This window comes from Companilactobacillus baiquanensis (assembly GCF_003946605.1).
Taxonomy (GTDB): domain Bacteria; phylum Bacillota; class Bacilli; order Lactobacillales; family Lactobacillaceae; genus Companilactobacillus; species Companilactobacillus baiquanensis.
Window position 1 is genome coordinate 19,474 of record NZ_RHOQ01000005.1, and the last position, 21,903, is coordinate 41,376.

General features: G+C 33.0%; 19 protein-coding genes. 11 read left to right on the forward strand and 8 right to left on the reverse strand.

Annotated elements, in window-relative coordinates; translation table 11 throughout:
- Positions 1-10: 10 nt before the first annotated feature.
- The 7 genes from EKM77_RS08455 (at position 11) to EKM77_RS08485 (ending at position 6,818) form a co-directional block, all read left to right on the forward strand.
- A complete protein-coding gene (locus EKM77_RS08455) occupies positions 11-1,030 on the forward strand; it encodes an aldo/keto reductase family protein (RefSeq protein ID WP_125593622.1) in 1,020 nt (339 codons plus the stop codon).
- Positions 1,031-1,079: 49 nt separating this feature from the next.
- A complete protein-coding gene (locus tag EKM77_RS08460; protein WP_125593623.1) occupies positions 1,080-1,517 on the forward strand; it encodes an RbsD/FucU family protein in 438 nt (145 codons plus the stop codon).
- Positions 1,518-1,616: 99 nt separating this feature from the next.
- Complete coding sequence (locus tag EKM77_RS08465) at positions 1,617-2,972, forward strand: sugar porter family MFS transporter (protein WP_125593624.1); 1,356 nt, start codon at positions 1,617-1,619, stop codon at positions 2,970-2,972.
- 28 nt (positions 2,973-3,000) lie between these two features.
- The gene (gene lacD / locus EKM77_RS08470) at positions 3,001-3,999 is read left to right on the forward strand and encodes a tagatose-bisphosphate aldolase (RefSeq protein ID WP_125593625.1); all 999 of its coding nucleotides are present in this window, start codon (positions 3,001-3,003) and stop codon (positions 3,997-3,999) included.
- An 84-nt stretch (positions 4,000-4,083) separates the two neighbouring features.
- On the forward strand, positions 4,084-5,040 hold the full coding sequence (lacC, locus tag EKM77_RS08475; protein ID WP_125593713.1) for a tagatose-6-phosphate kinase: 957 nt from the start codon (positions 4,084-4,086) through the stop codon (positions 5,038-5,040).
- Between the two features lies 1 nt (position 5,041).
- Positions 5,042-5,923 (forward strand): aldose 1-epimerase family protein, encoded by an 882-nt coding sequence (locus EKM77_RS08480; protein ID WP_125593626.1) that lies wholly within the window; start codon positions 5,042-5,044, stop codon positions 5,921-5,923.
- Between the two features lie 133 nt (positions 5,924-6,056).
- Positions 6,057-6,818 carry a DeoR/GlpR family DNA-binding transcription regulator gene (locus tag EKM77_RS08485; RefSeq protein ID WP_125593627.1) on the forward strand — a complete coding sequence of 254 codons (762 nt, stop codon included), beginning with the start codon at positions 6,057-6,059 and terminating at the stop codon, positions 6,816-6,818.
- Positions 6,819-6,870: 52 nt separating this feature from the next.
- On the opposite strand, the gene EKM77_RS08490 is transcribed toward EKM77_RS08485, so the two are convergent.
- From EKM77_RS08490 to hflX, 8 genes are all read right to left on the reverse strand, one after another.
- Positions 6,871-8,196, reverse strand: a complete 1,326-nt coding sequence (locus EKM77_RS08490) for an MFS transporter (protein WP_125593628.1) — start codon at positions 8,194-8,196, stop codon at positions 6,871-6,873.
- Between the two features lie 7 nt (positions 8,197-8,203).
- Positions 8,204-8,716 (reverse strand): DUF1440 domain-containing protein, encoded by a 513-nt coding sequence (locus EKM77_RS08495; RefSeq protein ID WP_125593629.1) that lies wholly within the window; start codon positions 8,714-8,716, stop codon positions 8,204-8,206.
- A 1,072-nt stretch (positions 8,717-9,788) separates the two neighbouring features.
- Positions 9,789-10,712, reverse strand: a complete 924-nt coding sequence (locus EKM77_RS08500) for an ABC transporter ATP-binding protein (RefSeq protein WP_125593630.1) — start codon at positions 10,710-10,712, stop codon at positions 9,789-9,791.
- Positions 10,712-11,755, reverse strand: a complete 1,044-nt coding sequence (locus EKM77_RS08505) for an ABC transporter ATP-binding protein (RefSeq protein ID WP_125593631.1) — start codon at positions 11,753-11,755, stop codon at positions 10,712-10,714. Before EKM77_RS08505 ends, EKM77_RS08500 begins: the two co-directional genes overlap by 1 nt.
- Before the next feature lie 23 nt (positions 11,756-11,778).
- A complete protein-coding gene (locus EKM77_RS08510) occupies positions 11,779-12,798 on the reverse strand; it encodes an ABC transporter permease (RefSeq protein ID WP_125593632.1) in 1,020 nt (339 codons plus the stop codon).
- Complete coding sequence (gene opp3b / locus EKM77_RS08515) at positions 12,798-13,730, reverse strand: oligopeptide ABC transporter permease (protein ID WP_125593633.1); 933 nt, start codon at positions 13,728-13,730, stop codon at positions 12,798-12,800. Before opp3b ends, EKM77_RS08510 begins: the two co-directional genes overlap by 1 nt.
- A gap of 21 nt (positions 13,731-13,751) precedes the next feature.
- Entirely contained in the window at positions 13,752-15,386 is a 1,635-nt protein-coding gene (locus EKM77_RS08520) for a peptide ABC transporter substrate-binding protein (protein ID WP_125593634.1), read from the reverse strand.
- A 197-nt stretch (positions 15,387-15,583) separates the two neighbouring features.
- A complete protein-coding gene (hflX, locus tag EKM77_RS08525; protein WP_125593635.1) occupies positions 15,584-16,858 on the reverse strand; it encodes a GTPase HflX in 1,275 nt (424 codons plus the stop codon).
- Between the two features lie 237 nt (positions 16,859-17,095).
- Between hflX and EKM77_RS08530 the strand changes: the two genes are divergently transcribed.
- From EKM77_RS08530 to EKM77_RS08545, 4 genes are all read left to right on the forward strand, one after another.
- Positions 17,096-17,800: a DUF975 family protein gene (locus tag EKM77_RS08530; RefSeq protein ID WP_125593636.1), complete on the forward strand. Its 705-nt coding sequence runs from the start codon at positions 17,096-17,098 to the stop codon at positions 17,798-17,800.
- A gap of 316 nt (positions 17,801-18,116) precedes the next feature.
- A complete protein-coding gene (locus EKM77_RS08535; RefSeq protein WP_125593637.1) occupies positions 18,117-18,869 on the forward strand; it encodes an ABC transporter ATP-binding protein in 753 nt (250 codons plus the stop codon).
- Between the two features lie 21 nt (positions 18,870-18,890).
- A complete protein-coding gene (locus EKM77_RS08540) occupies positions 18,891-20,678 on the forward strand; it encodes an FtsX-like permease family protein (RefSeq protein ID WP_125593638.1) in 1,788 nt (595 codons plus the stop codon).
- Positions 20,679-21,170: 492 nt separating this feature from the next.
- Positions 21,171-21,902: an amino acid ABC transporter ATP-binding protein gene (locus tag EKM77_RS08545; RefSeq protein WP_191987452.1), complete on the forward strand. Its 732-nt coding sequence runs from the start codon at positions 21,171-21,173 to the stop codon at positions 21,900-21,902.
- Position 21,903 lies beyond the last annotated feature (1 nt).

The window sequence follows — 21,903 nt, forward strand, 5'->3', positions numbered from 1 at the left end:
AGTGGCAAAAATGTCAGATAAAATTACATCGATTGATCCAAGCATTGTACCAAGTTATACACTTTCAACTGGAGAAAAAATGCCAGCGATTGGAATGGGAACATTTGGATCTGACCATTTTTCAGCTGAAGATATTAGTGCAGCAGTAGCTGGAGCAATCGATTTTGGATATAGATTGTTTGATTGTGCTTCTGTATACGGTAATGAGGATTTAATCGGTAAAGTATTTAAAAATGTTTTTGATAACAAAACAGTAAAACGTGAAGATTTATTCATTATGTCAAAAGTTTGGAATGATCAACATCGCGAAGTCGGAAAAGCAATTAACAAATCACTGAAAGATCTTCAATTAACTTATTTAGATGCATATTTTGTTCACTGGCCATTTCCTAACTATCATGCACCATTTGCGAATGCTGAAGATCGTAATCCAGATTCAAAACCATTTAGTGTTGATGAATTTATGGATACATGGCATCAATTGGAAGATGCATACGATAAAGGTTTAATTAAGAATTTAGGTATGTCTAGTATGACAATTCCTAAGTTAGAAGCTGTTTTACCATTATGCCGTATAAAACCAACACTTATCGAAATTGAACAACATCCTGCTTTCCAACAAGCTGATTTATACCAATATATTATTGATCATGATATTCAACCAGTTGGTTTTATGCCATTAGGTTCACCAACTAGACCTGATAGAGATAAGTTTGACGAAGATGTAGATGATATGAAGATGCCTGAACTAGTTGAAATAGCCAAAGCTCATAATGTTCATCCTGCTTTAATTTGTTTGAAATGGGCATTTCAACGTGGAAGTATTCCTATCCCATTTTCAATTTATCCTGCAGAGTATCAAAGTAATTTAACAAGTATCACTGAAGATCCACTCACAGATAAAGAAATGGAAACAATGGCAACTTTGGATAAAAATAATCGTTTGGTTAAAGGTGAAGTATTCTTATGGCCAGGTGCTGACGATTGGCAAGCACTTTGGGATATTGATGGAACAATTACTAAAGAATAATTTTTTTTAGACATTAATGTAAGCGCTTTTATAAAAAGGAGGAATAATTATGTTAAAAGGAATTCCAAGTATTTTACCCCCAGAATTAATGAAATTATTAATGGAAATGGGACATGGTGATGAATTATTAATTGGTGATGGTAATTATCCAAAGTTTGGTCAGCCTGCAGAAAATGTTATTAGAATGGATGGTCATGGTATCCCAGAAATTTTAGATGCCGTAATGCAATTAATACCATTAGACCCTTATGTTGATAATCCGACAATGTTAATGGCTGTTCTTCCTGATGATCCATATGTGCCAACCATTTGGGATGATTATAGAAAAATAGTAAATAAATATGAAGCAAAAGGAACTAGAGAAATTCAACTTGAAAAACCTGAATTTTATGAACGTGGAACTCACGCATATGCTGCTATTGCAACAAGTGAAACTGCATTATACGCCAATATTATTTTAAGAAAGGGCGTAGTTGTACCTAAATAATGTAGTTGTCCATATTAAATAGGAATCTTAATGATAAGTTGAGATTCCTATTGTTCTTAATAAAGATAGGAAAGTTTCATATTTAGAAGGGGGTTCATTATGGAAAATGATGTAGAGGAAACTGAGGAAAAAACTAATTCAGTTCCTAAGACATTACCTATTGTCTATCTATTTGCCATTTTGGGAGGGTTTGCTGGATTATTGTACGGATATGATTCCGGAGCAATTTCATTGGCTCTACCTCCTATGACAAATGATTTTGGTTTAAATGCATCTACAAAAGGATTAATCGTTAGTTTGTTGTTATTTGGTGCTTTACCTTCAATTGTTGTGTTTACAGCATTGGAACGAAAAATTGAACGTAGAAATGTACTAATTATCGGTGGAGTTATATTCATCGTAGGTAGTTTGTTAACAGCTTTTGCAAATTCAGTTATGTACATTTTGATTGGACGTTTTGTTTTAGGAATTGCTGCAGGTATCGCTAATATGTATGGATTGATTTATTTATCCGAGTTAGCGCCAAAGCATATTCGTGGAATGATGTCCTCGTTATATCAATTAAGTGTGAACGTTGGTATTTTAGGAGCTTATCTAATTGGTGCTTATAACATGCCTAATGGTGTGTGGCGCTGGACTATTGGATTAGGTGTTGTACCTGCTTTAATTTTTGCGGTTGGTATGATCTTAAGCCCACAAAGTCCTAGATGGCTGGTTCGTGATGGCCAATATGACAAAGCAAAAAAAGTTTTAAGACGTGTTCGTTCTACTGATAAAGAAGTGGAAACAGAGTTTAATGATATAAAAAGTAGTTTGAACACACAGGATGCAGGATTGCGTGAATTATTAGGTAAATTTAAACCAGTAATTATTATGTTGGAAGTTTTAACCTTTATTCAAGTTTTTACAGGAATTAATGCTGCTGTTTATTATGCTCCAGAAATTTTTAAGAGTTTAGGATTAGCAAATGCTATGGTAGTTGCCGATATAGGTGTTGGTTTGGCACTTGTTATCCCTGTAGCGATTGCCTTGCCACTGATTGATAGAATTGGTCGTAAAAAACTTTTGGAATTTAGTTTAGCTGCACAAGTTCTACCATCAATTGGACTATGTATTTGGTCTGATAATGCTGTTATTGCTGTTACTTGTATCATTATTTATTGTGCTGCATTTAGTATTGGATTAGGACCAGTATTTTGGACATATGTTCCAGAAATTCTTCCTTTAAAGGCCCGTGGATTAGGAGTTGGTTTAATCACATTCTCACAATACTTGATGAATGCAATTTTCTCTTGGTTATTCCCGATTATTCTTGAAGCAATTGGTATAAATATTTTTTACTTCTTTGCCGCTCTATCACTATGGGCAGTTTGGTACATTCACAGAAATGTTTATGAAACTAAAGGTAAGTCACTAGAATCCATTGAAAATTATTGGGAAACACGTAAAGCGTAAGATTCAAAAAATCAGAGGAGATTATTAAATGTCACTAACTAAAAATAAAATTGAGCATCTAAAAAAATTATCAAATTCTCAAAATATCATAAGTGCACTAGCAATTGATCAACGCGGATCTTTAAAAAAAATGATTGCAATGGAGTCAAATTCACCTGCAAATGAAACGGAAATAGTTCATTTTAAAGAATCCATTTCAAAAGAATTAACTCCCTATGCATCTGCCATTCTCTTGGATCCAGAATATGGTCTGCCAGCGGCAAAAATTCGTGATAAAGACGCTGGATTGTTACTAGCTTATGAAAAGACAGGATATGATGCTACTGAACCTGGTAGATTACCTGATTTATTGGAACATTGGTCAGCTCAATTATTGAAGGAAGAAGGGGCCGATGCAGTTAAGTTCTTACTATATTATGATCCGGATGAATCTAAAGATATAAATGATCGTAAGCATGCTTTTGTAGAAAGAGTTGGTGCTGAATGTATGGCCGTTGATTTACCATTCTTCTTAGAACTTGTTTCTTATGACGGAACATTAGACAGCGTTAAAGATGAATCCTATGCAAAAGTAAAACCACATAAGGTAATTGAAACAACTAAAGAATTTTCTGATCCTAAGTATCATGTGGATGTTTTAAAAGTAGAGATTCCAGTAAATATGAAGTATGTCGAAGGATATACTGCTGGTGATATTTCACCAGTATATTCAAAAGAAGAAGCTGCTAAGTATTTTAAAGAACAAAGCGATTCTACTAACCTACCATTTATCTTTTTGAGCGCAGGTGTCACTAACGAACTATTTATAGAAGAATTGCAATTTGCAAAGGATTCCGGATCGAAATTTAACGGAGTTCTTTGTGGACGAGCAACTTGGAAGCCTGGTGTTAAAGAATATGCTGGCAAGTCCCCTGAAGAAGGTAGTAAATGGTTGCGTACTGAAGGTAAGAACAATATTGAAAAGTTGAATAAGGTATTGTCGGAAACAGCGACTCCTTGGACGGAAAAGGTTATTGATTTTGTTTAAAAATATATAGAAATTAGCATGTTGGACAAAGATATTAACTTTGGAAAACATGCTTTTTTCTTAAATGTGAATGGAGATTTTATTATGATTTTAACAGTGACTATGAATCCATCGATTGATATGTCCTATCCAATTGATCATTTAAAAATAGATGACGTTAATAGAGTTAAAGATGTAAGTAAGACTGCAGGTGGAAAAGGATTGAATGTTTCTAGAGTTATTAATTTTATGGGAACTGATATTTTGGCAACTGGTATTATTGGTGGATTTTTTGGAAAATTTATTGAAAAAAATTTAGATCAGGAACAAATACAACATAGTTTTACTCATATTGATCAAGAGACTAGAAATTCGATTGCTTTATTACACGACAATGGAAATCAAACAGAGATTTTAGAATCTGGCCCAACAATTGCAGAGGAAGACAATATTAGATTTTTAAAGGATTATAAAAAGCTTTTAGAAAAAACAGATCTGGTAACGATGTCTGGAAGTCTTCCTAGAGGACTAGGAAGTGATTATTATTCAAAAATGATTGATATAGCTAAAGAAAATAATGTAAAAGTAATTTTAGATAGTTCAGGAGAAACTTTAAGAACTTCTTTATTGAACAATAATAAGCCATTTTTGATAAAACCAAATCAAAATGAAATAGGTCAATTGGTGGGAGAAAAATTTGAAAGAAGCAATTATGATTCCATACCTTACTATTTAAATTCATCTATTTTTGATGGAGTTGAATGGATTGTTGTTTCTTTAGGAGCAGATGGGGCAATTGCTAAACATAATAAAAAATTTTATCGTGTAAAAATCCCGGTAATAAAAGTTGTAAATCCCGTTGGATCAGGAGACTCAACTTTAGCAGGTTTATCAGTTGCAATTTCCCACGAAAAATCAGATGAAGAAATTTTAAAAACGGGAATGACTACAGGAATACTTAATACGATGGAAAAAAGAACCGGATTTATTAATAAAGATCTATTTTCTAAGTATTATGATGAGATAACTGTAGAATCAATGAATTATGTAAAAGAGGGATAATATGATTCAGTTAAAAAATAAAAAATTTTCTATTGAAATAAGTGAAAAAGGTGCTGAAATACAAAGTATTTATAATATTGATGAAGAATTCAATTATATTTGGAATGATAAGGATAAAAAGTATTGGAAACGTCATGCTCCAATATTGTTTCCTTTTATAGGTCGTTCCAATGAAGATTCTTACCTATTCAAAGGGAAAAAGTATAATATGAGTCAACATGGTTTTGGTAGAGATCAGTTATTTGAATTGATAAGTAAAACTGATACGCAAGTTGTTTTATCTATTAATGATACTGAGGAAACTAGAAAAATATATCCTTTTAAGTTTAAGTTTACAGTTACATATACGTTAGAAGAAGATGGATTAAAAACGACTTACTCCATTAAGAATATAGATAACAAAGATATGTCATATGCATTAGGATCACATCCAGGGTTTAATGTTCCTTTTGGCAGTGACGATAAATATGAGGATTTCTACTTAGAAATCACTCCAAATGATTTATCTTTAGAACAATTTGAGATAGATCCTGTACCATTTATAAATGGTGAAATTGAACCATTTTCAAATATACAAGGGGTAATAAATTTGAGTCATGAAATGTTTAAAAATGGATTAATTATCTTAGCCAATAAAGATATCAAATCAGTTAAACTAGCCTCCATGAAGTCTAATCATAGTATTAAATTGGACATTAGTGACTTTCCATACTTAGCCTTATGGAGTAAGGAAGATGAAAAAGCACCATTTATTTGTATAGAACCTTTTGCAGGTTTGCCAGATAAGTATGGCAAACCAGATGATATAATGAGTAAGAAAGGTAACAATTTATTGAATTCTGGAAAAGAAGACATTTATTCATATAAAATGTTTTTAAATTAATTTAAAAATTGCAAAAATAACTTTGCAAGTATAAGCTTAACGAGTAAATAAGTTGATTTAATAAAATAATGTTCAAAAAACTTTTATTCATTTTATCAAGTTGCAAGTTAATATAGAGATAGGACGAAAGCTTATGGATGGAACTGCTCGTAAGAATTATATTATTCAAATGATGAAAGATAGTAACTCTGTAAAGATATTAGAGTTAAGTAAAAGATTGAAGGTTACTAGAGAGACAATTCGTCATGATTTGTATGATTTAGAAAAAGAAAAATTAGTCAAAGTCGTTAGAGGCGGAGCAATATTAAATACACCTATTACTGAAACTCCGTATGATAAAAGATTGGATGCACATATTAGTGAAAAAAGTGATATTGCCGATAAGTTTGTTGAATATATAGAAAAAGGCGATACTATTTATTTGGATTACGGAACTACAAGTCTTTTTGTCGCCAGAAAAATAAAGAATATGGACAATATAAATGTAGTCACAAATTCTTTACCTATAATTAATGAATTATATAAAAGTGAGAGTGTTAAATTAATTGTTTTAGGTGGAGAAGTTAGATCTAATGAAGGATCTCTTTATGGACAAGAGGCTATTAATAATCTTAAATACTTAAATATTAATATTGGATTTTTCAGTGGTAGTGGATTCAGTCCGGAGTTTGGATTATCTAATCTTCATACAGGTGAATCAGAATTGGCAAGAGTTGTGGCAGAACATAGTCAAAGTATTATGGTTGGAATTGATCACTATAAATTTGGAAATGTCTTTGTAAATAAGGTTTTACCTGTTTCTAAAATAGATACGCTAATAACTGATTCTTTAACCGACCAAGAATTAATTGGAAAGTTATCTGAAGAGACTAATTTGGTTTTTGCACAAGAATAAACACAAAAAAAGATTGTCTTCTAAGATGAAAATCTCAGAAAACAATCTTTTTTTATCCAGTAATCTCATTGATTTTAGCTTGAATCTTACTTTCGTTATAAGCTAGTAAAATCAAAAACATTACGACATATAATGCCAATGGTATTAAGGCAAAATTTAAATTAATTGCAGAAATGGTAGATGCTGATTGAGGTTTATTAGAAACATATCCAGTTAGTTGCAATGATTCAGCAGTGACTAAACCACCTAACCCAAGTCCTAAGTTAACTCCAAAGTCATCAGTAGATGCTAGAACACCTTCGGCCTGAATTCCCATGGCTGTACCATAACGAATTGTATCGGCAATCATAATTGAAACTAATCCAATTATGAATCCATTACCAATTGAATTCATAAGAATACCAAAGAACAATATTGGCATATTTTCACTATATGCGGCATAGGTAATAATCAGTTGTCCAATAAAAGCCGTTCCGATCCCAGTCAGCATAGTATTCTTTTTACCCAAGTGCTCTGAAACAAAGTAGATTGAAACAACTCCGATCAAAGCGGTTAGAGTAAAACTATTAGCTAGTGAGACTAAACCTTCATTACGTATTACATATTTAAAATAATAAATAATTGTCTGGTTTTTAATTGCGGTTGTCATCCAATATAAGAAAATAACAATTGAAATAACCATCCAAGGTTTATTCTGTTTTAACATTTTCCAAACGGCACTTAATGGTTGATGATTGATCTCTTCATTAGTGAAGCGTTCTCTAACGTGGAAAAATGTATTTAAAATCAATGCCAAAGAGATGATTCCAAATAAAACTATTGTTAATAGAAATCCTTTTTGCTGATCACCTTGTCCAAATAGAGCTACTAAAGGAATGGTAAAAGTAGCAACGATGATTTGTACGGAACTGCCAAAGAATTGTCTGATAACGCCTAATAAGGTAGTTTCTTTTTCATTTTCAGTCATTGTTGGCAAGATTGAAGTTATTGGTAAATTAACAGCTGTATAAAAGAATCCTAAACCAAGATAAGTAACGTATGCCCAAATTAATTTACCAGTATGAGGCAAGAAATTAGGCGTAACAAATGTTAAGACGGCGAAGATAACATACGGGAAAGAGAACCAAAGAAAGAAGGGTCTGCTTTTTCCCCATTTAGAATGCGTATTGTCAATCATAACACCGATAATTAAACTCTCAAAAACATCAGCGGCACGTGCTACAACAAATAAGACGGCTGCTTCATTAGGAGTTAATCCAAAAACATCAGTATAAAAAAACAGCAGATACATGGTCATCATTTGGAATACTAAGTTGTCTGCTGCATCGCTCAGCCCATAGCTGAGTCTTTCTGGAATAGACGTTTGCCATTTATTCATATAACGCCTACTTTTTTGACGTTAGACGACGATATAACTCTTGTCCAACGACGTCATTAGTCCACATCCAAGCAATATGGCCTAATGCCTCTGAAATATGTTCTTCTGTTGGTTGATCTTTAGCATCTGGTACGGTCTTCATCATTGGCATGATACCTAGATGAAAAGCTGCCCAAATGGCTAATCCAAAAATACTGCCAGAACCTTTTCTTATAAAAGGTTTATACTCTGCTAAAACTTCATAAATGATGGCAAAAGAAGTTGAGAATCCAAAATGAACTAGATAACTGACCCAAGGTAATTTGTGTCCGGAATATGTATAAGTAGCATGAGTCCATTTACTAGGGATCCCGAATTGTTGAAGTAAGGTTTGGGGTGGATTAGTTGCGTCTCGTTCCTTTGTTCTAGGAGGTAAGACATTTTCCCAACCGAGTTTTACAAACCCAGATGCCACACCAGCCAGTGTTCCAGCGATAATAGCTGATTTTAAGTTACTTTTTTGATCCTTTGATAATTTCATAATTTTCCCCCTTTTGATGAGTATTTTCCCCATTATTATAGAACAGACGTAATAATATCGCAGTGATTTAGTATTCAATTATTACAATAACCTCACAAATTCTTCACAATTTATTATTTGTTTATTCTTAATTTGGAAATTAATTATTCATAATTAGAAGTTATTATTTAAGCATAGTCAAAAACAAAGAAGAGGTGACCGGATGAAATATTAAACTCTCTATCAAGTTTTAATCCCCCTTAAAACAAGATAATGTTTTCTTAGAAACTCACTTACATAAATAACAATATAAATGATTAATCCCCTATATAAATTTAATCCCTATAAAAAATCCTTATTTATTATTTAATCCCCCAATTAAATAATCCTAAGAATTATACAAATTGAAAATATAACTCCCTGATATATATTTTCAAACTGAAAACAGGACCTGCCCCCTACGGTTAGATCCTGTTTTTTTGTATGTAATTATTGAATACCTCACATTTTCTTCACAAATTGATTAATAATAATTCGTACTTTAGGAATTAATTCTTCATAGGTAAAAGCTATTATTTAAGCATAGTCAAAAACAAAGAGGTGACCGAATGGAAGACAGATCCTAAGTTTTAAACTTAGATAATACTTTTACTTATAAATTTAATCCCTTTAATAATCCTTATTAATTATTTAATCCCCTAATTAAATAATCCCCTGATATAAGAATATATATATATCCTCCCCAGATATATTTAGAAAAATGATTACAAGAATTAAAACGGACGGTTATATCCAAATTGGATAATCGTCCGTTTTATTGTCACTCTCACAAATTCTTCACAGTTTATTAATCAATTGATCTTACTTTCAAAACTGACTCTTCATATTTAGGCGTTATTATTTAAGCATAGTCAAGAACAAAGAGGTGAATGATACAGTTTTCAAGTGATCCCTGAAAAGTTTTCTTCATAAATTGAAAAATTTTTTATTTAATCCCCTAATTAAATAAACCCTATATACAAATAAGATATATTTCCTCCCTAGATATATATCAAAAAAAAGGATTCCGCATCTAATGTGGAATCCTTTTTGCTTACTTAAATGTTGCAGCTTTCTTATCGTCACAATATAAGAAGTGTCCTGGTAATACTTCTTGTAATTTTTGTCCTTCATGGAAAGAACTCTTATGATCAAAATCAATTCTTTGACGAGTTTTTTCGATTTCAGGGTCTGGAACAGGGATTGCTGACAACAAACTCTTTGTATATGAATGAAGAGGGTGATTGTAGATCTCATCGGAATCAGCCAACTCAACGATTTTACCATTGTACATAACGGCAATTCTGTCACTAATATATTTAACCATCGAAAGATCATGGGCAATGAACATATAAGTTAATCCTTGATCCTTTTGAATATCTTGCATCAAGTTAACCACTTGAGCTTGAATAGATACATCAAGAGCTGAAATAGGTTCATCAGCGATGATGAATTCGGGATCGACTGCCAATGCTCTAGCAATACCGATACGTTGTCTCTGACCACCAGAGAACTCATAAGGGTAACGTGTCATATGTTCAGGATTTAGATGAACCATATCTAGCAACTCACGAACACGTTTATCACGATCTTCACTATTTTTGGTTAAGCCATGAACATCTAAACCTTCAGCAATAATATCTTTAACTTTCATTCTAGGATTCAATGAAGCATAAGGATCTTGGAAGATCATCTGCATTTCACGACGGAATTTTTTCATTTGTGGGCCATGACTTTTAATTTTACTAATATCTTGACCATTAAATAAAATTTGACCGTCAGTTGGATCATAGAGTCTGATAATACTACGTCCAGTTGTACTTTTACCAGAACCGGATTCACCAACTAATCCGAAAGTTTCACCTTTATATATATCAAAGGAAATATCATCAACGGCTTTTACTTCGTTAGGTTTACCAATATTGAAATATTGTTTTAAATGTTTGACTTGGACAATTTTTTGCTTATCTTCTGCCATTATTCATTATCTCCTAACTTTTTAAATTTAGAAAAGCGCTTTTGGATACCCTTTGGTGGAGTAACTTTTGGTGCATCTGGATGAAGTAACCAAGTTGCGGCGTAATGAGTTTTGGAAACTTTAAAGAATGGTGGTTGTTCTTCCAAATCTATTTGCATAGCGTACTTATTACGTGGGGCAAAGGCATCACCCTTAGGAGGGTTCAACAAGTTTGGAGGTGTACCTGGGATTGAATTTAGATGATCTTCTTCATTTGTATCCAAAGTAGGCATTGAATCTAGTAATCCCCAAGTATAGGGATGTTGAGGGTTATAAAAGATTTCGTCTACTGAACCATACTCGACAAACTTACCAGCATACATAACGGCGACACGGTCAGCGATACCGGCTACGACACCAAGGTCATGAGTAATAAAGATAATAGCAGTACCGATTTTTTGCTGTAATTCTTTTAATAAATCAATAATTTGAGCTTGAACGGTAACATCCAAAGCCGTTGTTGGTTCGTCGGCGATAAGGATCTCAGGATAGTCAACAATAGCGATTGCAATAACGATACGTTGTCTTTGACCACCAGAAAATTGATGAGGATAATCATTCATTCTTTCCTTAGGATTGGGAATACCAACTAAACGTAAAACTTCTTCGGCACGTCCTAGGGCTTCTTTTTTGGAAACTTTATTGTGAATCAAAAGAGGTTCAGCAACTTGCTTCCCAATTGTCATTGTTGGATCGAGGGATGTCATAGGATCTTGGAAGATCATTGAGATCTTATTTCCACGAATAGCATCCATTTCTTTTTTACTTTTTTTAAGGAGATCTTCTCCATGATAAAGGATCGTTCCTTTATTTATATCAGCATTCTTTGCAAGTAACTGCAAGATAGAACGAACAGTGATTGACTTACCAGAACCAGATTCACCAACAATAGCTAAGGTTTCACCGGCGGAAAGATCAAAATTCACTCCACGAATAGCTTGGACAGTACCGTTATAAGTAGCAAAGTTTACATGCAAATTTTTAACTTCTAGAATTTTATCCATTGCTTATTCTTTCTCCTTAGTTATTAGTCTGATGATTGTGGATCAAAGGCGTCACGTAGACCATCACCTAGCAAGTTAGTAGCAATCATAATGATACTTAAAATAATTGCCGGTGCCCACATTTGATATGGTAAAAATCTGAACGCTTTTTGACCGTCAGATAATAGTGTACCTAATGATGCGTTTGGTGCAGGGATACCAATACCAATGAAACTTAAGAAGGCTTCAAAGAAAATTGCATTTGGAATTGTAAACATTGTTTGAATAATAATAGTTGAAGATAGATTAGGTATTAGATGTTTTGTAGCAATTTTAGTTGATGACTCACCTAGAGTTCTCGCCGCTAAAACATATTCTTGTTCTTTTAATTGGAAAGTTTGCGCACGTATCAGACGTGCCATTGTAACCCAATCAGTTATAGCAATTGCTAAAACAATTGAGATCAAACCTGGTTTTAAGATGATCATCATTAAGATAACCACGATCAAGTTAGGAACTGAAGAAACGATTTCAACGATACGTTGCATAAAGTTATCTGTCATTCCGCCTTTCCAGCCTGAAACGATACCATAAGGAATACCGATCAATAGGTCTACTAAAGTGGCTAAAACAGCAACTATTAGTGAAAGACGAGTACCATAGATAATTCTTGATAATAGATCACGGCCTAAATAGTCAGTACCTAGAATATAGTAAGTTCCTTTAGGAGCATGAACTTGTTGGTAGGCATCGACCATTTTGCCACCCATATTTTGATAACCGTTGAATCCAGGGATATTTAAGTTACCCAATTTTGGTGGAAGGTTAGACAAAGTGGCATGTTGGACATTAGGTCCATAAGGTGCGATCACTGGTGCGAAAACAGAGATAAGGACGATTATTGAAAGAAGTGTTAAACATACAACAGCAACTTTATTTTTGAAAAGACGACGACGAACATCTTGCATGTAAGTTAGAGCAGGTGTGCCGATTTTTTCTTGTTCCTTATTACCCTTATTATTTAATAATTTAAATTTATCCTTGGGTATTTGGGGAATTTCCATTAGTCATTACCTCCATTTCCTAGTCTGATTCTTGGATCAATAAGTACATATAAAATATCGACGATCAAGAAGACTAAAATCAATAAGAATGAGTAAAAGATCGTTAGTCCCATGATAGTTGGATAGTCGTTAGTAGTAATTGATTTAACAAATTGTTCACCGATACCAGGGATCGAGAAAATATTCTCGACAACCATTGAACCGGTCATAGTTGATACTGCCATAGGACCGATAATAGTAACAATAGGGATCAATGAATTACGTAGAGCATGTTTAACAACCACTTGCCATTCTGAATTACCTTTTGATTTAGCAAGTTCAATGTAGTCACTACTTAAAACATCAACCATTTCAGTTCTCATGAATCTAGCAACATTACCTAAAGGAAGTGCTGCTAAAGCAATTGTTGGTAGAACACTTGATTGGAAGTTGTCCCATAATGCAACTGGGTAGATATGCCACTTGTAGGCTAGGTAGAATTGTAATAAAACAGCCAAAACAAATGATGGAATTGAAATTCCTAGGATCGAAATGAATGTAGCTAAAGTATCAACCCATGAATTTTTTCTGATGGCAGCGATAGCACCAAGTAAGATACCAAGAATAGTACCAAGGATCATGGCTTGTGCACCAATTTGCATTGATGGAGCTAAACGTTGACCGATTAATTGTGTAACAGGTTCATTATTAAATTGGAAAGATGTTCCAAGATTTCCTTGGAAGAGTCCGCCGATATAACGAATATATTGAATGAATACTGGTTGATCCAATCCATATTGTGCTTTAACGATTGCTAATTGATCTGGTGATAGACGATTCTGATTAGAGAACGGTGTACCAGGAAGCATCTTCATTAAGAAGAAGGTAATCGTAGCAATTATGAAGAGGGTCAAAAACAGGTAAAGAATTCTTTTAAGAATATACTTAGCCATATTTAATCTCCCTAACTTTAATTATTTTTTATATGCAGTAACGAGGTTATAACCGCCATTTGGTGAAATACGATAGTTTTTAACGTTAGATCTAGTTAAATTAGCTTGATTTAGTTGATAAAGGACAACAGCACCTTGATCTTCAGTTAAGATCTTAGTTGCTTCAAGCATATCTTGCCATCTAGCATCTTCATCGTTAGCATCAGTTGTTTTACTCTTCTTAACTAAGGCATCGTATTCTTTATTAGAATATTTACCATCATTAATAGAACTTGTAGTTGTAAAACAGTCTAAGAAACTGATTGGATCAGGGAAGTCAGCTGTCCAAGCTGAAACAACCATGTCAAAATCACCACTAATTGATTTATCCAAACGTGACTTGAACGGAACATTTTGCAGAGAAACTTTAAGTCCTGGCAAATTATCCATTAATTGTCCTTGAATAAATTCATCTTGTTTCTTAGCAGCATCAGTATCGTCACCTAAAATAGTAAAGTTAAGATCCTTTTGACCAGTTTCTTTTATTCCTTCTTTCCAAAGTTTTTTGGCAAGTTTAGGATTATATTCTGAATATTTATTTACTGAATCCAATGTCTTTTCTTTAGTAAAGTCAGTACCAGTCTTTGGATTATAAGACATTTTTTCAGGTACTAATGTATCTTCAATACCACCAGTTTTACCTAGGATATTGTCGGTCAATTGTTGACGATCGATTGACATTGAAATAGCTTGTCTGATCTTTTTATTTCTAAAGAATTTATACTTCTTTTGATTTAGTTCAAGATAATAGTTACTTGCTGTTTGTGAGACACTAAATGTTTTGTAGTTTGAAACTTGACGTGCTGTATCACCGCTGATTTGTTGCAAACGGTTGATCCTGTTTGTGTCATAAAGATTTAGTCCGGTATTGGCATCTTTAACAACATAGTATTCAAGTTTATTTAATCGAACTTTTTTAGCATTCCAATATGTATTATTTTTAACTTCAGTCCAGTCATTATCTGAAACGTTCCAATTAACTAACTTGAAGGGTCCATTGAAGACCATACCTGTACTCTTCAAACCATATTGTTTACCGGCCTTCTCTACAGCTGGTTTATATAATGGTAAGAAAGGCGAATTTACTACCAACTCATTGAAATATGGAATAGGTGATTCCAAAGTGATTTCTAGTTTATATTTGTTAAGAGCCTTAATCCCCAAGGTATTAACTGGTTTTTTACCTGCACTGATTTTATCAGCATTTTTTATTCCACTATAAATGTAGGCATATTCAGAAGCTGTCTTTGGATCAACAGTTCTACGCCATGCGTAAACGAAATCCTGAGCCGTAACGGGTTTACCATTAGACCATTTAGTATGTCGCAGTTCAATCGTATAGGTTTTACCATTATTAGTAGGTTTGACGATCTTTTTAGCAACAGCTGGTTGCAATTTTTTACCGTCAAATCGGTATAAACCTTCCATTGTATTGGAAAGATTTTGCGAACCGATGACATCGGTATTCATTGATGAGTCCATAGTTGCGATAACATCGGTTGAACTGATGGCAAGAGTTTTCTTGTCATCTTTTTCGGTGTTAGAACCGCAGCCAGACAAAATCAGCGCTATCGCAAAAATCGGAAATAGTGCTAACAAATACTTTTTAAATTTCATTACTTAACCTCCCTAAAAGCATCACAATAATTAGAGTACACCATAAAACATTAAATACAAGAACTTTTTATTAAAAAACCTCTAATATTTTGTTAAAGGATAATAAAATGTTGTATAAAATGCCTAAAAGTGCTTAATTTGGGGAATTTAAACAAAAACAGACATGACCTTGGGTTAGGCATGTCTGTTGATTAAATCTAATCATTAATGAATTCACTGTATTCTGCCAGTTCATCTGGACTTAGATTAGCTGTGATAAGTGAACCTTCGTTGAGAAAGTCTTTTTTGATGATTTGAGAGCTTCTTAGAATCTTTTCAGCGATTTTTTGTTGACTATAAGGTATTAATAATTCGACTGTTTTAAAGTTACTGTAGAGTTTCTTTTTAATGAGATCGACTAAAGTATCAATTGATTTTTTATCTAAAGCTGAATAGTAGATGTTGTCTCCTTCAATAGAAGGAAAAATTTGATCTGGTTTTAAATCGGCTTTATTGAATGCATAGATCATTGGTTTATCTGTAACACCAACTTCTTTTAATGTTCGTTCAGTAACATCAAGCATATTTCTCCAATGTTCATCACTAACATCAATAACTTGCACTAATAAATCAGCATCTTTAGCTTCTTTTAGAGTTGTTTTGAAAGACTCGATCAAGTTATGAGGTAATTTGCTGACAAAACCAACTGTATCAGATAGAAGAAAACTAGTATTGTCTTCCAAATCGATTTTTCTAACACTTGTATCAAGTGTGGCAAACAACATATCCTTTTCAAAGACTTTACGATCATCTGAATCTTCTTTATTAAAGTTCAAAAGTCCATTCATAGTTGTAGATTTACCGGCATTTGTATAACCAACTAGTGAAACTAGCGGCATCGTAGTATTGGTACGTTTTCTACTTTGAACATTGATCGTTTTATCGACGGTTTTTAATTGATCCTTTAAATAGGTAATTCTTTTACGAATCACACGACGATCCAACTCTAATTTTGTTTCACCAGCACCACGGTTTGCTAATCCACCTGATGAAGATTGTTGATCAAGTGGATTTCCTGATGGATGTATTCTTGGCAATTGATATTGTAATTTAGCAATTTCAACTTGCAGTTTAGCCTGTTTAGTATGAGCTCGGTTAGAGAAAACTTGTAAGATCAATTCAGTTCTATCCATGAAACTTAGTTTAGTCTCTTTTTCCAAGTTACGAATTTGTGAGGGTGTTAATTCATCATTTAAAACAATCGTCTTAACATCATCAGCATTGGCAATTTCTTTTATTTCAGTAACCTTACCAGAACCAAAATAAGTTTTAGCACTGACACTGTCGGCTTTTTGTTTGATAGTATCAGCCACTTCCATGTTATTAGCTTCGACTAATGAGGCTAGTTCTTCCATTGTATATTCAAAATCAGGCTGTAGATGGCTGACTCCGGCAACAATAACGCGTTCTTTTGTATTATTTAATTCTTTCATAGATCCTCCTGGTGGCACCAAAACCCCAGGGTATTAATGCCGTTTAATTATTTGTTTGAAATATGGGCGTTTCTTAATCTTATTTCTAACCACATGTGCAGTGTCCATCCTTTCGATAGTCTGCCTAAATAATAACATGGATTGATAAAACTCACCATAATAGGAAGGAACAGGAGCATTCTTTTGTTTACGATTGCTTTTTTGTATGATTGTAACTAAGGAAGGTGGGTATTAAACTTGAAAAATTATCGTACTAGAAAAGAGTTAAAGAAAGAGGTTAAAAAGCTATTAAATAAAGACCTCGGTAAAGCATTGATGCTTTATTTGGTAATAATTTTTTTAGGAATATTAAGTATGTTTTCGGGAAAAATTGAAGCCAAATCATTATTAATTGCAAACTATGATCCTTTCGCTGTTTATCATGGTTATGCAAGACTACTTTCAATCAGTGGCATTGCAGGTTTAATATTTTTATCTTTATTTTTATCAGTATTATTCAGAAGTTTAGATTGGTTAAGAAATAATGAATTAGAATTTTCACCTTTTAAGAGCAACTTTACATATTATCGTAATCCTGATTGGTGGAAATTGATTGTTATCAGAGTAATTGTAGCTATATTCACCTTTTTGTGGATGTTGTTATTAATTATTCCAGGGTATATTAAAATATTTTCGTACTCGCAGACTTTCCTTATTTATAAGGATGTACAAGAGAAAGGTTACGGCGATAAATATAAATTTACTGACTATATTACTAAAAGCCGACAATTGATGGATGGTAATAAATGGCGCTTTTTCGTTTTACAGCTAAGCTATATTGGGTGGTATTTTCTAGGATATATCACATTTGGAATAGCTCTGATTTGGGTAATTCCTTATGTTTGTATGACTAATGTTAATTTTTACAAGGATTTAGTAGAACAAAATCCTGATATTATTTAGTTGACAGTTTGTCATTTGAAAATTTAGAAGAGCATGTCATAAGGCGATTAGAGACTGAGCATAGCCTAAGGCATCGAATAATTGTGTACTTTCAATTGTTCGGTTCCTGTAGCTAAGCGGAGGTCTCTGCCTTATGGCACGCGTTTCAATAAACAAGTGCAGTAATCCAAAAAATCGGGTTACTGCACTTGTTTTTTTGCTTGAAAACATATTCTTATCAGGCTTCTTACAAATTTGTAAGGAATTGTAAGGAGAATCAAACGACTTTAATCACTAATTTTTTTAAGATAGATATATCAAATGGAGGAAAGATCAAATGCAAAAAATCGTAGAAGTTAAAAATATCGAAAAAATATATGGTAAGGCGGGAGAAAAGCAATATAAGGCTTTATCAGATGTTAATTTTGAAGTTGAACCTGGTGAATTTGTCGGCATCATGGGGGCATCTGGTTCAGGTAAAACAACGTTATTAAACATTTTATCTACTCTAGATACTCCAACAAGTGGTCAAGTTCACATTGGTGGACAAGACATAACTAAATTAAATACTAACGAAATGGCTGATTTTCGTGCCAATAAAATTGGATTCATTTTTCAAGATTTCAACTTATTAGAAAATCTAACCGCTTATGAAAATATTGCTTTGCCATTAGCTTTGCAAAATACTAGTACAAAAAAAATCGACCCATCTGTTATGGGAATTGCTAAAAAGCTTGGACTAACAAACATCTTGAATCACTATCCAACAGAACTATCCGGTGGTCAAAAACAAAGAGTTGCTGCAGCTCGTGCTTTGGTACATGATCCATCAATCGTTTTCGGTGATGAACCTACTGGGGCACTTGATTCAAAAAGTGCTCGTGCCTTGTTGGATACTATGAGTAAAATCAACCATGAAGATAATGTCTCAATTCTTTTGGTTACACATGATCCATTTTCAGCTAGCTATTGTGATCGAATCATTTTTATTAAAGATGGTGAAATTGGACAAGAATTAAAGAAAAATGACCACACTCGTGGTGAATTCTATCAAGAAATACTAGATTCTTTAGGAACATTTGCAGAGTAAAAAAGAAGGGAGGAAATAAAATTGTTAAATAAATTAGCATTAAGCGGGATCAAACACCGCTTAAGAGATTACAGTGTACTATTTTCAGGCCTTATCATAGCTTCAGCTATTTTTTATATGTTTATGTCGCTTGCAACTAATAGTGCCTTTTTAAAATCGAATTCACCAGCACAAGCAACTAGTTTCATTTATGGCTTCGGAGCAGTTTTACTGGCGATTATAACGGTAGTTTATATCAATTATGCCAATGGATTTTTATTAAGCATGCGTCAAAAAGAATATGGAATGTTCATGATGCTTGGAGCCAAAAGTAGTAAGATTTCCAAGATGATTTTCATCGAAACCTTTACAATTGGTGCGATTGCCACTGTATTAGGAAGCGTTATAGGAATCGTAGCGACTAGTTTTGTTAGTCAATTGGTTATAAATGCATTAGATATGAAAGTAACTCATTTTAATAGTTTTTATTTACCAGCACTACTTATTACCTTCGCATTTTTTATAGTGATATTCATTATTTCCGCTTTAAAAAATTCAATTTCGATCCGCCGTACTAAAGTGTTGACACTTTTACATAAAGATAGTCAGCCAGCACGTATTAAAAAGAATAAGGCTTTGAAAATTTTCCAAGTTATTTTAGGAATAGTTTTTCTAGCAATTGGTTATGCAACCATGATCATTATGGGAAGTAATCCGATCTTAATTTATTTAGGAGTACCAGTTGCACTATTTACGATCGTTATTGGAACCTACTTTACGATAAATTCTGTCATAACAGCCGTTATAGCGGCGTTAAAGAGAAATAAAAACTTCTCACAAAAAGGTCTTAACAATTTCACTCTGTCACAATTAAGTTTTAGAATTTCGGATTATACGAAGATACTTTCAATGGTAGCGATGATGTTTGCTTTAGCACTAGGTGCTATTACAGTTGGATTAGGATTTCAAAATCAAATTTCAACCGTAGTTGACGGACAAAATTATTACGATGTCACAGTAAACAATATAAATTCAGCTCAACAAAAACGTATTGATAAATTAAATGTTAAAACACAAACAACATACAATTATAAGACGGATAAAAACACGATTTATTATCAAGCTAGTGAATTTAAAAAGACACCATTTAAATATCAAAAATTCAATATGAAATCAATGGTTGGTAAAACAGTTGATACTACTGATCCGTCAATTGCAGATGCTTCATATGAATTACTAAATAATAATTTACCAAAATACAGAATGTTTAAAGTTTCCACTGTTAGCGACAGTAAGTTTGATTCTATTAATTCTAAAACTAATAGTCTAACGCTAGTTAAAACAAAGTCGTTTAACGCTAACTTGTCAGAAATTAAGAAGATCAATCAAGCTGAACAAAAGCGCTTCCCTGAACTTGTTGGAGCAGCATCAAGCAAATATGATAGTTATGTCTTAGTTAATGGAATTTTCTCAGGACTTGAATTTATGGGTCTATTCCTAGGTATCGCCTTTCTAGCAATGTTAGCAAGTTGTTTAATGTTTAAAATATTATCAGGTGCTAACAGTGATGTTAAACGATATAACATGCTTTATAAGATCGGAACAAGAACTAAATTTTTACGTTCAACTATCAATAAAGAAATTGCAGTACTCTTTGCTGTACCAGCTGGACTAGGTATTGTTCATGTATTGATCGGCTTACAAATGTTTTCAAAAATTTTGTATAAACCATATATGAATATTGAGATACCGTTTGGAATCTTTATTATTTTATATTTAGGTTATTACTTTGTAACTCGTTATTTGTATAAGAAAATTGTTTTGAAATAGTTCCCTTTGGGGAACTGGGGTCTGCGGGAATCTTCTATCCTACAGACCCCAGCTCCTCAAATGAGGAGCTAAATCCCCCAACCTTATTTATTAATGTGTGAAATCCTCAACAAATTTCCCGTAAATATAAAACCCTTGTTATTTAATTGTGAAAATAACAAGGGTTTTTGCATCTTCTTTTCTGTAATTAATAAGATTAAATAAAATCATTTAAACAATTATTTAATTTATGTTCGGGAATAACTAGAATCTTAAAAATAAATAAAAAGTTTTAAAAAATAAAAAAATTCAAAACAGAGGTTTAAATATTATACAAATGGTGGTATTACAATGATTAGGTGATTTATTTTTGGGGCTAATAAACCGAACAAAGCAGGTCACTTAAATGATTTTTGTTGCTAAATAGTTTTTAAAACATTAAAATTTCTTTAATACATTTTTTTCAGTAAGAATTATATAGGGAAAAAGAAGGGAGAAAAGTTTATGTCATCAATGATTGAATTTCGTGACGTTCAAAAATATTACGGAAAGTTTCATGCACTAAAAGACATTAACTTAAAGATTGATAAGGGGGAAACTGTTGTTTTGATCGGACCCTCTGGTTCTGGTAAAAGTACTTTAGCTAGAACAGTTAATGGATTGGAGACTATTCAAAAAGGACAGCTTATTGTTAACGGCCGTGATATTGCCGACAAATCAACCGATATTAACAGAATCAGAACTGATGTTGGTATGGTATTTCAACATTTTAATTTATATGCCAATAAAGATGTTTTGGAAAATGTTATGTTAGCGCCTAGAATCGTTTTGAAGTTGAATGAAGAAGAAAATAAGAAGACTGCTATGAACTTGCTTGATCAAGTTGGATTAGCTGATAAAGCTCATAATATGCCTTCACAGATTTCTGGTGGCCAAGCTCAGCGTGTGGCAATTGCTAGATCACTTGCTATGAAACCTCGTTGTATGCTATTTGACGAGCCTACCAGTGCTTTGGATCCTGAAATGATCGATGATGTTTTGGGCGTTATTAAGTATGTTACAAGTCAAAGTGATATGACCTCACTTATTGTTACTCATGAAATGGGCTTTGCTGAAGAAGTTGCCAACCGTGTTATTTTTATGGCTGACGGACAAATTCTTGAGGATGACAAGACTGAAACATTCTTCAAGAACCCTACAAATGAACGTGCTAGTCAGTTCTTAGGTAAGATTATTAAGCATTAGA